Origin of the sequence: Sphaerotilus sulfidivorans (assembly GCF_013426975.1) — a bacterium.
GTDB classification, from domain to species: Bacteria; Pseudomonadota; Gammaproteobacteria; order Burkholderiales; family Burkholderiaceae_C; genus Sphaerotilus; species Sphaerotilus sulfidivorans.
Map to the genome: position 1 here is coordinate 71,776 of NZ_JACCPY010000001.1, position 12,534 is coordinate 84,309.

Genomic DNA, 12,534 nt, shown 5'->3' on the forward strand with positions numbered 1-12,534 from the left:
CCGACGCGATGCGCGCCGCACCCAGGACGCATCGCCGCGAAGCCGGCGCGGTCACAGCTGCGCCAGACGCTGCAGCATCTGGTCCGAGGTCGAGATCGCCTTCGAGTTCAGCTCGTAGGCGCGCTGGGTCTGGATCATGCCGATCAGCTCCTCGACCACATTGACGTTCGAGGACTCGACGAAGCCCTGCGCCAGGCTGCCGGTGCCGTCCGCGCCGGGCGCGGCCACGTTCGGCGTGCCCGACGAGGCCGTCTCGGTGTACAGATTCTGGCCGCGCGGCTCCAGACCGGCCGGATTGACGAAGTTCGCCAGCGTCAGCTGGCCGACCTGCTGCGGCGCAGCCTGACCCGGCACCGCCACCGAGACGGTGCCGTCGGCGCCGACGGTGACCGACTGGGCATTGGCCGGAATCGTCACGCCGGGCAGCACTTGCTGGCCGTTGTTGGTCACCAGCTGGCCGGTCGAGCTGACCTGGAAGGCGCCGTCGCGGGTATAGCCGGTGGTGCCGTCGGGCATCTGCACCTGGAAGAAGCCGTTGCCCTTGATCGCGACATCCAGCGGATTGGTGGTCTGCTGCAGCGTGCCCTGGCTGAACTGGCGCGAGGTCGCCACCGTGCGCACGCCCAGGCCGACCTGCAGGCCGGTGGGCAGCTGCGCCTGCTCGCCGTTGGAGGCACCGGTCTGGCGCAGCGACTGGTACATCAGGTCCTCGAAGACCGCATGCGACTTCTTGAACCCGTTGGTGGCCACGTTGGCCAGATTGTGCGAGACGACATCCAGCTGAGTCTGCTGGGCTTCCATGCCGGTCTTCGAGATCCACAGCGCGCGCATCATGGCGTCGGCTCCTTGTTCATGGTCGGTTCAGATCCGTTCGGGATCCGTTCGGGATCCGTTCGGGATCAGTTCATCGACAGCAGCTGCTGGGCCTGCTGCTCGTCCTTCTCGGCGGTCTGCATCGCCTTGGTCTGGGCCTCGAACTGGCGCGCGGCGGCGATCATCGCCACCATCGTGCCGACGGCGCTGACATTCGAGCCCTCCAGCGCGCCCTGGGTGACGCGTGCGGTCGGCTCGGCCGCCAGATCGCCGCCCTCGGCGCGGAACAGGCCGTCGTCGCCCCGCTTGAGCGCGGCCTCCGGCACCACCAGCTTGAGCCGGCCGACCGCGGTCGAGGCGCCGCCCGGCACCTTGGCCGCGACGGTGCCGTCGTCACCGATCGTGACCTCGGCATTGGCGGGAATCGAGATCGGGCCGCCCTCGCCGATCACCGGCAGGCCGCCGGAGCGGGTCACCAGCGTGCCGTCGGCGGTGGTCTCGAAGCCGCCGGCGCGGGTGTAGGCCTCGGTGCCGTCCAGCGCCTGGACCGCAAACCAGGCATTGCCCTGAGCCGCGACGTCGAGCGCGCGGCCGGTGGCCATGACCTGGCCCGGCGCCGGGTTGTAGCCGGTCGTGGTCTCCAGCGCATAGGCCCGCGTCGTGGCGCCGTCGCCGCGCACCGGCACCGCGCGGAAGGCCTGCAGCTCCTCGCGGAAGCCTGCGGTCGACACATTGGCCAGATTGTTGGCCAGCACGTCCTGGCGCTGCATCGTCGCCTTCGCGCCCGACATCGAGAGGTAGATCCTGCGGTCCATCGCCGGCTCCGTTCAGTGGATGGGCCGGCCGCTCAGCGCAGGCTCACCAGCGTCTGCAGCACCGAATCCTGCGTCTTGATCGTCTGCGCATTGGCCTGGTAGAGGCGCTGCACGGTGATCATGTTGACCAGCTCGGCGGTCATGTCGACGTTGGACTCTTCCAGCGCCCCCGACTTCAGCAGGCCCAGCGTGGCCGATCCCGGCACGCCGGCGATCGGATCGCCCGAGGCGAAGCTCGAGGCCCAGACATTGCCGCCCATCGACTTCAGGCCCTGCGGGTTGCGGAAGTTCGCCAGCTCGATCTGGCCGGCGGTCTGGGTCATGCTGTTCGAGTAGCGGGCGGTGATGACGCCGTCCTCCTCGATGGTGAGCTGGGTCAGCTGGCCCGGCGCATAGCCGTCCTGGCTGACATCGGTCACGCCGAAGTTGCCGCCGAACTGGGTCAGGCCGGACAGGTCGAGCTTGATGTTGCTGATCGGATCGTAGGCCGCACCGCCCCCCGGAATGTTCAGCGTCAGCTCGGTCACGCTGGGATTCAGGCCGTTGGAGTCGAAGGTCACCGCCGAGACGTCGATCTGCTCGGGCGTGCCGTCGCCGTTCACGTCCGGTGCGGTGGTGTAGATGTTCCAGCTGTCGGTGCCGGTCTTCTGGAAGTACAGCGTCACGTCGACCGGCTGGCCCTTGGCGTCGTAGATGCGCACCGAGGTGGCGTTGTGATAGGTGGCCGGATCGTCGTAGTCGATGGCACCGGCCACCGCGGTCTTGCGCGAGTCCAGGTTCATCTCGAACTTGACCTCCTCGGTGGCTTTCGGGGCGATGCCCACGGTGGGCAGCTGCAGCTGCGAGCGCACCTGCGTCACCAGATTGCCGACGTTGTCGACCGGATAGCCCAGCAGGCGATGCCCGGCGCCGTTGACGATGAAGCCATCGCTGTCGAGCTTGAACTGGCCATTGCGCGAATACAGCATCTGGCCGCTGGTGTCCTGCATCTGGAAGAAGCCGTCGCCGTTGATCGCCACATCCATCAGGTTGTTGGTCGAGACGATGCCGCCCTGGGAGAACTGCTGTGCGATGTTGGCCACCTGCACGCCGATGCCGGCCGCATTCGCGCCACCGAGCGAACGGGCATAGAGGTCGGCGAACTCGGCCCGCGCGGCCTTGGCGCCATAGGTGCCGGCATTGGCGATGTTGTTGCCGATGACCTCGAGGCTCTTGCTGGTGGCGTTCAGGCCCGACAGGCCTTGCTGAAAGCTCATGGGGGACTCCTGGGGGGAAATTCGGGGAGAGAAGACGACGGGTTCAGCTGCCGAAGGCACGCACTGCGCTGTAGGCGACGGTCGATCCGTCCTTCAGCGTCAGGTTCATCGAGGCGCTGCCGCTGCTGCCGGCGGCCACCGAGGTGATCTGCTGGCTCTGCAGCGCGGTGCTGCTCACCGCGGCGGTGCCCCGGGTGGCGCTGACGCGGAAGCGCAGGCCGGTGGTGTCGACGCCCTCGGCCGGCGTCCAGCTGAACTGGTGGCGGCCGGAGGTCTCGGCGCCGATGTCGATGGTGTCGATCACCCGCCCGGCGCTGGAGAGCACATCGACCTTGACCGAGTCGGCCGCGCTGGACAGCTCGAACTGGCCGGTGGCCTTGCCGTCGGACACCGTCAGCGCGTTGCCCGGCACGATCACCGAGCGCCCGACCAGCGAGGCGCTCTGCATCGCCTGCATCTGCAGGAACTGGCTCGACATCGACGAGATGCTCTCGTTGACCTTCTCGAGGCCGGAGACGGTGTTGATCTGCGCGAGCTGGCTGGTGAACTGCGCGTTGTCGGTCGGGTTGAGCGGGTCCTGGTTCTGGATCTGCGTGATCAGCAGCTTCAGGAACTGGTCCGACATCGCCTTCGTGGTGCTGGCGGTGCCGCTCGAGCTGCCTGACGAGCTGGCGTTGATCTGCGCGACCAGCGCGCTGGTGGACGATGCGGTCGACGAAGTGGTGGTGGTCATGGTGGTCCTGCGGCCTGGTGTCAGCCTCAGCCCTGGCCCATCTGCAGCGTCTTCAGCAGCAGGGACTTGGCGGTGTTCATCACCTCGACGTTGTTCTGGTAGGAACGCGAGGCGGAGATCATGTTGACCATCTCCTCCACCGGATTGACGTTGCTGAAGGTCACATAGCCCTCGGCATCGGCATTCGGGTGGGCGGGGTCGTGGATGCGGCGGCCCGGCGTGTCGTCCTCGCGCACCGCCGAGACCTTGACGCCGACGCTGCTGGCGTCGTCGCTCATCGGCAGGGTCTGGAAGACCACCTGGCGGGCCTTGAAGCTCTTGCCGTCCGGGCCGGCCACGGTGTCGGCATTGGCGAGATTGGACGAGACGGTGTTGAGCCGCTGGCTCTGCGCGCTGACCGCGCTGCCGGAGACATGGAAGATCCTGAGCAGAGACATCATTGCCCCTTGATGGCATCGAGCATGGTGCGCACGCTGCCGTTGATGAAGCGCAGCGAGGCCTCGTACTTGACCGCGTTGTCGGCGAAGCTGGCACGCTCGCGGTCCATGTCGACGGAATTGCCGTCGAGGTTGGTCTGGCTCGGCAGCGCGTACAGCAGCGAGGCCTCACGTGTGGCGGGCAACCGGCCGATACCGAGGTGGCGCTCGCTGGTGCCGGCCATCGCCACCGCAGGCACCGTGGAGCCGCCGGTGGCCTGACGCAGCGCGGTGGCGAAGTCGAGATCGCGCGCCTGGTAGCCGGGCGTGTCGGCATTGGCGATGTTGCTCGCGATCAGCCGCTGGCGCTCGGCGCGCAGCAGCAGGGCCTGGGACTGGAAGCCCAGCGAGCTGTCGAGACGGTTCAGCATGACATCCTCGGCATCGGGGTCGGGGTTCGGGGATCTGGCGGCATTCTTGATGCCCCCCCGGGACCGCGCTCACCGGAAAAGGCCGACGCGTGCGCCCCATCTTGGGCACTGGAACGCCCGGGGCGCAACCTACAGTGGCGTGTCATGATCGAGTCACCGTCCCCCTCTGCTGCCCTCGCTGCGCCTCGGCCTGCACCGTCTGCCCGGTGCACCGCGCCACGCCTGGCTCTGGCCGGGGCACGGACGCTCGCGGCGGTGGCCTTGCTGATGCAGGCGCTGGCGCTGCCGGCGCACGCCGACGCACCGACGCCAATTCCCATGCAGCAGCTGATGGAACTGGCCCGTGGCGGTGCCGCCGCGCTGCCCGCCGATGTGCGCATCGAGATCGAGCCCGGACAGCTCGATGCCCGCCTGAAGCTGGCGCCATGCCGGCGCATCGAACCCTACCTGCCGACCGGCTCGACCGCCTGGGGCCGCACCCGCGTGGGCCTGCGCTGCACCGACGGACCGGTGAACTGGAATGTCTTCCTGCCGGTCACCGTGCGGGTCTGGAGCCCGGCGGTGGTGAACGTCGGACCGCTACAGGCCGGCGCCGAGATCCGTGCCGAGGACCTACAGATCCGCGAGGTCGACATCGCCAGCGCCGCAGCGCCGGTGTTCCGCGATCCGCAGCTGCTGGTCGGACGGCTGCTCGCCGCCACGCTGCCGCCCGGCACCCCGCTGCGCCCGCAGCACCTGCGCGTGCGCCAGTGGTTCGCCGCCGGCGAGACGGTCACGCTGGTCTATGTGGGCGAAGGCTTCTCGGCCAGCACCGAGGCCCAGGCCCTGTCGAACGGCCTGGACGGACAGGCGGTCCGGGTGCGCACCCCTTCCGGCAAGATCGTGACCGGATGGCCTGCCGGCGAGCGTCGCGTCGAGGTGCGCTCATGAGCCGCAAGATCCGCCGTGATGCCGAACGAGACGGCCATCCCTGGCTTGCGGAGCCCGGGATGGCCCACGGACCTGAAGTGCATCTTCACGCAGATTTGATACACAAGCAGATACAACTTCTCCACGCTCCGGCTAAAGTGACCGGCGGGCAGACCGATACCCAACTTGACACAGAGGTTGCGAGAATTCGGTCACACGCCACGACACAGGGGTTGTGTTCTGGCAGTCGAATGCTCGACACCCGGAACAAGGACCACCCAAGGTCTGCAGGAGTACGTGATGAAGATCGGCAACAGCAATCCCCTGAACACCCCGGCGCCAGCCCTGGCGGCGGTCAATCCAACGGCCCCGCCCGTCCGGCAGGAGGCCGCACCGCGTGATGCCACGCCTCCGGCTCCGACCAGCGGCACGCCGGCCGATGCCCCGGACAGCAGCACCAACGTGCAGATGTCCGAGACCAGCGCCGCGCTGCGCGAGGGTGGCATGGCCGACGCGAATGCGGAGTTCGACACCGAGAAGGTGCAGCGCATGCGCCAGGCCATTTCCGACGGTGTCTACCGCATCAATGCGGAAGCCATCGCCGACAAGCTGCTGGCCAATGCCCAGGATCTGCTGGGCCAGATCGGAACCGGTCGCTGAGGACAGGGCGCCCTGCCCGCTCGCCGCGGCGACCGCCAACGCGAGACCCCGTCGACCATGAACTCTTCACGACACACCCCGCCTCCCGCCCCGAACGCCCTGTCACCCGAAGCGCTGATGGGCCGCCTCGAGCGCGAGATCGCGCTGCTCGAGCATGCGCTGAGGCTTCAGGACCATGCTCGCATCGAGCCGCAGGCCCGGCGCCTGCATGAACTGCTGGCCTGCACGATGGACACGCTGACCCCGGCGGCCCGTCAGGGCCGGCTGTCGACAGCGATGCGCGACCGGCTGAGCCAGGCCTCGGGCCGCGTGCGCGAAGCCTTGGCGCGCCTGCAGCGCAGCCGTGCGCCGGTCGACCGGGCGGTGGCGGTGCTGGCCGGCGAGGAACAGGATCCGGTCCGACGCAGCTACAGCGCCTGAGCCAGAGGCCGGGTCGTCACAGGAAGCGACGGGAAGTCAGCGCGCAACGGCCTGCAGCAGGCCGAGCGAGGCCCGCACCACCTCGCCGATCAGCAAGGCGTCGACCGGCTGGCTGTAGCGGAACTTCAGGATGCGCATGCCCCGGCCGACGCCGTCGAGCTGGGGAAAGCGCATCATCAGCTCCGCCCCGTTGAGCACCTGCAGATGCGCCTGGCCCTTGTGCAGCGCCATCGCCATCAGGTTGCTGCCGCGATACAGGAACATCAGATTGCCCCAGCGCACCGTCTGGGCCAGATCAGGCTCGGCAGCGATCACCGCCTGCTGGATCGCGGTTGCCGTCGCGACTTGCGCAGGCGGCAGCATGTCGAAGAAGTTGGCCACCAGTGCGGCGGGCCGGACAAGATGTCGCATGGAGGAATTCCGTCGCGGCGGAATGTCTGGGGGAGCGGATGCGCCTCGTCCGTGGTGCCGCGATGCGGCAGGGTTTCACGCCCGACCCGCATTGACGGGATGGGACGAACAGCCGTTCGATGTTAGCAAAGCGCCCCGGAAACGGACCGGGGCAATCCCCCATGGGCGCTCAGGTGCGCGGCAGCGTGACGCCGGTCTGGCCCTGGTACTTGCCGCCGCGGTCGCGGTAGCTGGTCTCGCAGATCTCGTCGGACTCGAAGAACAGCACCTGCGCGCAGCCCTCGCCGGCGTAGATCTTGGCCGGCAGCGGCGTGGTGTTGGAGAACTCCAGCGTCACATAGCCTTCCCACTCGGGCTCGAAGGGCGTGACGTTGACGATGATGCCGCAGCGCGCGTAGGTGCTCTTGCCCAGGCAGACGGTCAGCACGCTGCGCGGGATGCGGAAATACTCGACCGTGCGCGCCAGCGCGAAGCTGTTGGGCGGGATGATGCAGACCTCGCCCTTGAAGTCGACGAAGCTCTTCTCGTCGAAGTTCTTCGGGTCGACCACCGTGGAATGCACGTTGGTGAAGATCTTGAACTCGTCGGCGCAGCGGATGTCGTAGCCGTAGCTCGAGGTGCCGTAGCTGACGATCTTGTGGCCGTCCGGAGCGAAGCGCACCTGGGACGGCTCGAACGGCTCGATCATGCCGTGCTGATCTGCCATGCGGCGGATCCACTTGTCGCTCTTGATGCTCATACGGACTCGGGGTCGGAGGGGGAAACGGGGCGTGATTCTATGCCCAGGCGACAGGCCGGCATCGGCCGCTCAGCGGATCAGCCCGGCCTGCCGGGCCGCATCGCGCACCGGATCGAAGGCCTCGGGCGGCGCCAGCACGAAGCGGCGGGTGCCGTGGCTGCGCAGGATGTCCTTGCCGCCGGGCACCGCCTCCAGCGCCAGGAAGGCCGCCGCGATCGCGTTGCGGTGGCCTTCGCCGAAATCGCCGCGCACGCTCAGCGAGCGGTCGGCGCGGGGCTCGGTGCTCATCAGCACCCGCCACTGGCGAGCATCGACGCGCGCGGCCGCGCTCCAGCCCTCCCAGGTGGACTGGGAGAACGCCGCCGCGTCGACCTGACCGGCCTGCAGTGCCTGCAGCACCGCGTCCTCGCTCTGCGCATGGCTGACCTTGAAATCGCGGCCGGGCTCGATCCGGGCCGCCAGCAGCGCCGCGCGCGGCATCAGGTGCGCCGCGGCGCTGCTGACCGGCCCGAAGCCGAGCGTGCGCCCCTTCAGGTCCTGCGGCTTGCGCAGGGCCGAATCGGCGCGCACGACGATGACCGAGCGGCTGCGCGCATCCTCGTCACGCTGCACCAGCGGCAGCACCTGGCCGGGCGCCTGCGCCTGCAGCATCACCAGCGTGCCGGCCGGAATCCAGGCCAGGTCGACCTTGCGGGCCAGCAGCGCGGCCGAGAGCTGCGCCTCGGTCTTGAACGGCACCCACTGGGCGCGGGTCTTCAGCCGCTTCGACAGGTACTCGCCCAGCGGCTCGAACTGCTCGGCCTGCTGCTCCGGCGTGCGGCCGTCGGGCGCTGCACTGATGCGCAGCACGCTCTGCGCGGCGGCGGCGCCGGTCAGGCCGGCCAGCAGCAGGCTGGCGCCCCAGCGCAGCAGGAATCGGTTCATGGCGATCGCTCCTCGTGTCGGGCCGGTTCGGTTCGTCTCAGTGGGGAAAACGCAGCCCCAGCCGCGCCGCGGTGACCACCGCCTCGGTGCGCGAGCCCACGTCGAGCTTGCGGAACAGCGCCAGCAGATGCGTCTTGATGGTGGACTCGGCCAGATCGAGCTCGCGGCAGATGATCTTGTTCGACTGCCCGGCCGCCAGCAGCCGCAGCACGTCGACCTGACGCGGCGACAGGCCGAGCCGGTCGATGATCTCGGCATTGCGCGCGTCCTGCGACACCGAGGGCACCGAGGCCACCGGCGCAGGCGCCACCGCGTTGTAGACCGCTGGCGGCAGGTAGACGCCCCCGCCCAGCACCACCCGCAGCGCACTCTCGACGCCGCCGCCCCGGGTGGTCTTCGGGATGAAGCCCGCCGCGCCCTCGTTGAGCGCGGCGATCATGGTCTCGGCGTCATCGGTGGCCGACATCACCACGATGGTCAGCTCGTCGGACACCGCACGCAGCTGGCGCAGCGTCGACAGGCCCTGGCTGTCGGAGACGCCCAGATCGAGCAGCACCAGCTCGATGTCGGGCTCGGCCTGCAGGCGCTCGAGCGCCTCGCGCACGCCGCCGGCCTCGCGCATCTCCACCTCGGGAAAACGGGCGGACAGCAGCATCATCAGGCCGGAGCGGAACAGCGTGTGATCGTCGACGAGGAGAGCCTTCATGCAGCGGCCAGCGAATCGGAGGAGCCCCGACTATAGCCAAGCCGGCCTGCGTTCAGCTTGCAGGCGCCTGTGCCGCCCTCCGTGCTGTCACCGGTGTGGTGACAGCGCGTCGGCTGCCTCGGCCAGGCAGCGGCAGCCGGTCAGCGCCATCGCGATCTCCAGCTCGTCGCGCAGCAGGCGCAGCATGTGCGCCACGCCCTGCGCGCCGGCCACCGCCAGCGCGTGCACCTGCGGGCGGCCCACCAGCACCGCAGACGCGCCCAGGCCCAGCGCCTTGAGCACATCGGTGCCACGGCGGATGCCGCCGTCGACCAGCACCGGCAGCCCGTCCGCCGCCGCGACGATGCGCGGCAGCAGCTCGGCGGTGGCCGGCAGGGTGTCGAGCGTGCGCCCGCCGTGGTTGGAGACGACCAGGCCTGCGGCGCCCGACTCGCGCGCCAGACGCGCATCCTCCGGATGCGTGATGCCCTTGAGCAGCACCGGCAGCCGGGTGTGCCCGACCAGCCAGGCCACATCGTCCCAGGTCGGCATGGCGGCCAGCAGGCCGTCGAAGAGTGCGCTCTGGCCGGGCAGCAGCGCCGGTGCCGGCGGCGGGCGCAGGCCCTCCAGATGCACCGCACGCACGCCCGGCGGCAGCCGGAAGCCGGTGCGGCGCTCGCGGTCGCGCGCGCCGCTGACGGGGGCGTCCACCGTCAGCACCAGCGCCTCGCAGCCGGCCGCTTCGGCACGGCGCACCAGCGCCAGCGTGAAGTCTCGGTCGGGCTGGATGTAGACCTGGAACCACAGCGGCCCCGAGTCCGGATCGCGGCGCATGATGTGCGCCACCGCCTCGACCGGCACGCTCGACTGGGTGCTGAGCACCATGCCCGCCTGCAGCGCGGCCGCCGCCTGCGCGGTGGCGAGTTCGCCCTCCGGATGCGCCAGGCGCTGGTAGGCCACCGGCGCCAGCAGCACCGGATGCGCCAGCGTGCGCCCGAGCAGCTCGACCCGGGTGTGCGCACCGGCCATCGGGCGCAGCACCCGCGACTGCAGCCCGATCTGCTGCCAGGCGCGCAGATTGGCCGCCAGCGTCAGCTCGTCGGCCGCGCCGCCGTCGAAATAGGCGCGGGCCTGGGCCTCCAGCCGCTCGGCAGCAGCGGCGGCATAGTCGGGCAAGGCGACCGGCAGCGCCACCGGCGGCGTCACGGCTCGGGCTGGCTGACGAAGCCGACCTTGCTCAGGCCGGCCTTCGTCGCATCGGCCAACGTCTGCGCGACATGGCGGTAAGGCACGTCCTGGTCGGCGCGCAGATGGATCTCGGGCTGCACCGGCTTGAGTCCCTCGGCCTGGAAGCGCAGGGCCGCCTCCTCGCGGCTGACGCGCTCGCCGTTCCAGTAGCGCTGGCCCTCGGCATCGATGGCGAACTCGATCTTGTCGGGCACCGGCAGGTTCTCCTGGCTGGTGGCCTGCGGCAGCTGCAGCTTGACGGAATGCGTCAGCAGCGGCGCGGTGACGATGAAGATCACCAGCAGCACCAGCATCACGTCGATCAGCGGCACCATGTTGATCTCCGACACCGGGGCGCCGGAGGACTGTCGGTCGAAACTGGCGAAGGCCATGTCGGTTCTCCCGGTTCCGCGCGATCAGGCCGCAGCCGGACGCAGCGGGCGCACCGCACCGGCCTCGGCGCCACGATCGCGGCCGTTGTCGGCCAGCGTCGAGCCGGTCGACAGGAAGGTCAGCAGCTCGAAGGCGAAGGCGTCGAGCTTGGCATTGAGCACCCGGTTGCCACGGTTGAAGGCGTTGTAGGCGATGACCGCCGGAATCGCCACCGCCAGACCGATGCCGGTCATGATCAGCGCCTCGCCGACCGGACCGGCGACCTTGTCCAGCGTGCCCGCACCGCTCATGCCGATGGCCAGGAGCGCGTGGTAGACGCCCCAGACGGTGCCGAACAGGCCGACGAAGGGCGCGGTCGCGCCGACGGTGGCCAGCAGCGTCAGGCCGTTCTCCAGCCGGGTGGTCTCCTCGTCGAGCACCTTCTTGATGGTGCGGGTGACGAATTCCTGGCCGGTGCCGGCCTCCTGCAGCTTGGCCGCGCCGTACTTGGCGTGGTGGGCCTGGGCATGGATCGCATGCGCGGCCAGGTGGCCGAAGGGATCCTGCACGCCATGGGCGCGGATCTCTGCATCCACCTCGTCGAGCGAGCGGGCATTCCAGAAGAAGTTCAGGAACTTCTCGCTGCGACGACGGCGGATGAACTGCGACAGGCCCTTGATGATGATCAGGGCCCAGGAGGCCACCGACATCAGCACCAGCACGCCCAGCAGCGCCTTGCCGACGAAGTCGGCCTGGGCGATGAAGTGGCCGAAGCCCATGGCCTGGCCGGCAGCGGCGGTCTGGGCGACCGCCTGGGTGGCGGTGGCGGCAGCGGCATCGGCCGCCGAGGCGGCCAGCGTGGCGGCCGAGGCCGCGGTATCGGTCGTGGACGGGTTCATCGGAGCTTCCGTTTCAGTCTGTTCGTGTTCGTGTTCGGTTCGTGTTCATGTTTCCGGATGCGATCGGGCAGGCGCCCTCACTCCAGCTCGAAGGCCAGCGGCATCGCGATCCAGAACTCGAAGGGCACGCCGTTCTCGGTGCGCGGCTTGACGCGGGCGCCCATCGCCGCACGCAGCGCCGCCTGGTCGAGGCGGGCATGGCCGGAGGAGCGCTGCAGCAGCACCTGCTTCGGCGCGCCGCGGGTGTCGATCAGCGCGCGCACGATCACGGTGCCCTCCTCCTTGAGCCGGCGCGAGGCCAGCGGGTACTCGATCTCGGGCACCCGCACCCAGTCGCTGTCGGTCAGCACCACGGTGCGCGGCGCCGCCGGTGCGGGCGCCGGCGGCGTCGGCGGTGCAGGAGGAGCCGGCGGTGCCGGGGGCGCGGGCGGCACCGGCGGCGCTTCCGGCGCGGGCAGCGGCGGCGGCTCGGCCGGTGGCGGCGGCGCGACGAAGGCCGGCTGCGGCACCGGCAGCGGCGGCGGCTTGGCCGCCAGCACCGGTGCGGGCGGCGGCGGCGGGGTCTTCGGGCGCGGCTGGGGCGGAGGCGGCGGCTTCGGCGCCTCGGGGGTCGGCGCGATCAGGTCGACCATCATCGGCGCCATCTCGGCGGCGGCCTCGCGCACGGCAGGCACCTGCAGCAGGGCCCAGCCGGCCAGCAGATGCGCGCCCAGCATCGAGCCGACCAGCACGCGGCGCGCGCCCGGGCCCAGCGCATCGGGCGAGGCGCTGCCCAGGTGCAGCGGCGGCAGCGGTGCCGGCGGAAGGGGTGCGGTGGTGTCCAT

General features: G+C 70.0%; 17 protein-coding genes. 3 read left to right on the top strand and 14 right to left on the bottom strand.

All coding sequences use genetic code 11. The features are described from left to right. Positions 1-51 precede the first annotated feature (51 nt). The 6 genes from flgG to flgB form a co-directional block, all read right to left on the bottom strand. Complete coding sequence (flgG, locus tag HZU84_RS00275; RefSeq protein ID WP_149502937.1) at positions 52-834, bottom strand: flagellar basal-body rod protein FlgG; 783 nt, start codon at positions 832-834, stop codon at positions 52-54. A 65-nt stretch (positions 835-899) separates the two neighbouring features. Further along, positions 900-1,628, bottom strand: coding sequence for a flagellar basal-body rod protein FlgF (gene flgF / locus HZU84_RS00280; RefSeq protein WP_149502936.1), 729 nt, complete (start codon positions 1,626-1,628; stop codon positions 900-902). A gap of 32 nt (positions 1,629-1,660) precedes the next feature. Continuing rightward, positions 1,661-2,884 (bottom strand): flagellar hook protein FlgE, encoded by a 1,224-nt coding sequence (gene flgE / locus HZU84_RS00285; protein WP_149502935.1) that lies wholly within the window; start codon positions 2,882-2,884, stop codon positions 1,661-1,663. Between the two features lie 43 nt (positions 2,885-2,927). Further along, positions 2,928-3,617, bottom strand: coding sequence for a flagellar hook assembly protein FlgD (locus HZU84_RS00290; protein WP_149502934.1), 690 nt, complete (start codon positions 3,615-3,617; stop codon positions 2,928-2,930). Positions 3,618-3,643: 26 nt separating this feature from the next. Continuing rightward, positions 3,644-4,054 (bottom strand): flagellar basal body rod protein FlgC, encoded by a 411-nt coding sequence (flgC, locus tag HZU84_RS00295; protein ID WP_149502933.1) that lies wholly within the window; start codon positions 4,052-4,054, stop codon positions 3,644-3,646. Beyond that, the gene (gene flgB, locus HZU84_RS00300; RefSeq protein WP_149502932.1) at positions 4,054-4,464 is read right to left on the bottom strand and encodes a flagellar basal body rod protein FlgB; all 411 of its coding nucleotides are present in this window, start codon (positions 4,462-4,464) and stop codon (positions 4,054-4,056) included. The genes flgC and flgB overlap by 1 nt, the downstream gene beginning before the upstream one ends. Before the next feature lie 255 nt (positions 4,465-4,719). Between flgB and flgA the strand changes: the two genes are divergently transcribed. The 3 genes from flgA to HZU84_RS00315 all read left to right on the top strand — a co-directional run bounded on the left by flgA (position 4,720) and on the right by HZU84_RS00315 (position 6,453). Then, positions 4,720-5,394 (top strand): flagellar basal body P-ring formation chaperone FlgA, encoded by a 675-nt coding sequence (gene flgA / locus HZU84_RS00305; protein ID WP_244954429.1) that lies wholly within the window; start codon positions 4,720-4,722, stop codon positions 5,392-5,394. A 279-nt stretch (positions 5,395-5,673) separates the two neighbouring features. After that, positions 5,674-6,033, top strand: a complete 360-nt coding sequence (gene flgM / locus HZU84_RS00310; RefSeq protein ID WP_149502930.1) for a flagellar biosynthesis anti-sigma factor FlgM — start codon at positions 5,674-5,676, stop codon at positions 6,031-6,033. A gap of 57 nt (positions 6,034-6,090) precedes the next feature. Continuing rightward, positions 6,091-6,453, top strand: coding sequence for a hypothetical protein (locus tag HZU84_RS00315; RefSeq protein WP_149502929.1), 363 nt, complete (start codon positions 6,091-6,093; stop codon positions 6,451-6,453). A gap of 36 nt (positions 6,454-6,489) precedes the next feature. On the opposite strand, the gene HZU84_RS00320 is transcribed toward HZU84_RS00315, so the two are convergent. The 8 genes from HZU84_RS00320 to HZU84_RS00355 form a co-directional block, all read right to left on the bottom strand. Next, positions 6,490-6,864 carry a DUF1801 domain-containing protein gene (locus HZU84_RS00320; protein ID WP_149502928.1) on the bottom strand — a complete coding sequence of 125 codons (375 nt, stop codon included), beginning with the start codon at positions 6,862-6,864 and terminating at the stop codon, positions 6,490-6,492. A gap of 169 nt (positions 6,865-7,033) precedes the next feature. Then, complete coding sequence (gene dcd / locus HZU84_RS00325) at positions 7,034-7,603, bottom strand: dCTP deaminase (RefSeq protein ID WP_149502927.1); 570 nt, start codon at positions 7,601-7,603, stop codon at positions 7,034-7,036. A 69-nt stretch (positions 7,604-7,672) separates the two neighbouring features. Continuing rightward, the gene (locus HZU84_RS00330; RefSeq protein ID WP_149502926.1) at positions 7,673-8,527 is read right to left on the bottom strand and encodes a phosphate/phosphite/phosphonate ABC transporter substrate-binding protein; all 855 of its coding nucleotides are present in this window, start codon (positions 8,525-8,527) and stop codon (positions 7,673-7,675) included. Positions 8,528-8,564: 37 nt separating this feature from the next. Next, positions 8,565-9,233, bottom strand: a complete 669-nt coding sequence (locus HZU84_RS00335) for a LuxR C-terminal-related transcriptional regulator (RefSeq protein ID WP_149502925.1) — start codon at positions 9,231-9,233, stop codon at positions 8,565-8,567. Between the two features lie 87 nt (positions 9,234-9,320). Then, on the bottom strand, positions 9,321-10,418 hold the full coding sequence (locus tag HZU84_RS00340) for an alpha-hydroxy acid oxidase (protein WP_149502924.1): 1,098 nt from the start codon (positions 10,416-10,418) through the stop codon (positions 9,321-9,323). Continuing rightward, positions 10,415-10,831: an ExbD/TolR family protein gene (locus tag HZU84_RS00345; RefSeq protein WP_149502923.1), complete on the bottom strand. Its 417-nt coding sequence runs from the start codon at positions 10,829-10,831 to the stop codon at positions 10,415-10,417. The genes HZU84_RS00340 and HZU84_RS00345 overlap by 4 nt, the downstream gene beginning before the upstream one ends. Before the next feature lie 24 nt (positions 10,832-10,855). Beyond that, complete coding sequence (locus HZU84_RS00350; protein WP_149505166.1) at positions 10,856-11,590, bottom strand: MotA/TolQ/ExbB proton channel family protein; 735 nt, start codon at positions 11,588-11,590, stop codon at positions 10,856-10,858. 197 nt (positions 11,591-11,787) lie between these two features. Then, positions 11,788-12,534: an energy transducer TonB gene (locus HZU84_RS00355; protein ID WP_149502922.1), complete on the bottom strand. Its 747-nt coding sequence runs from the start codon at positions 12,532-12,534 to the stop codon at positions 11,788-11,790.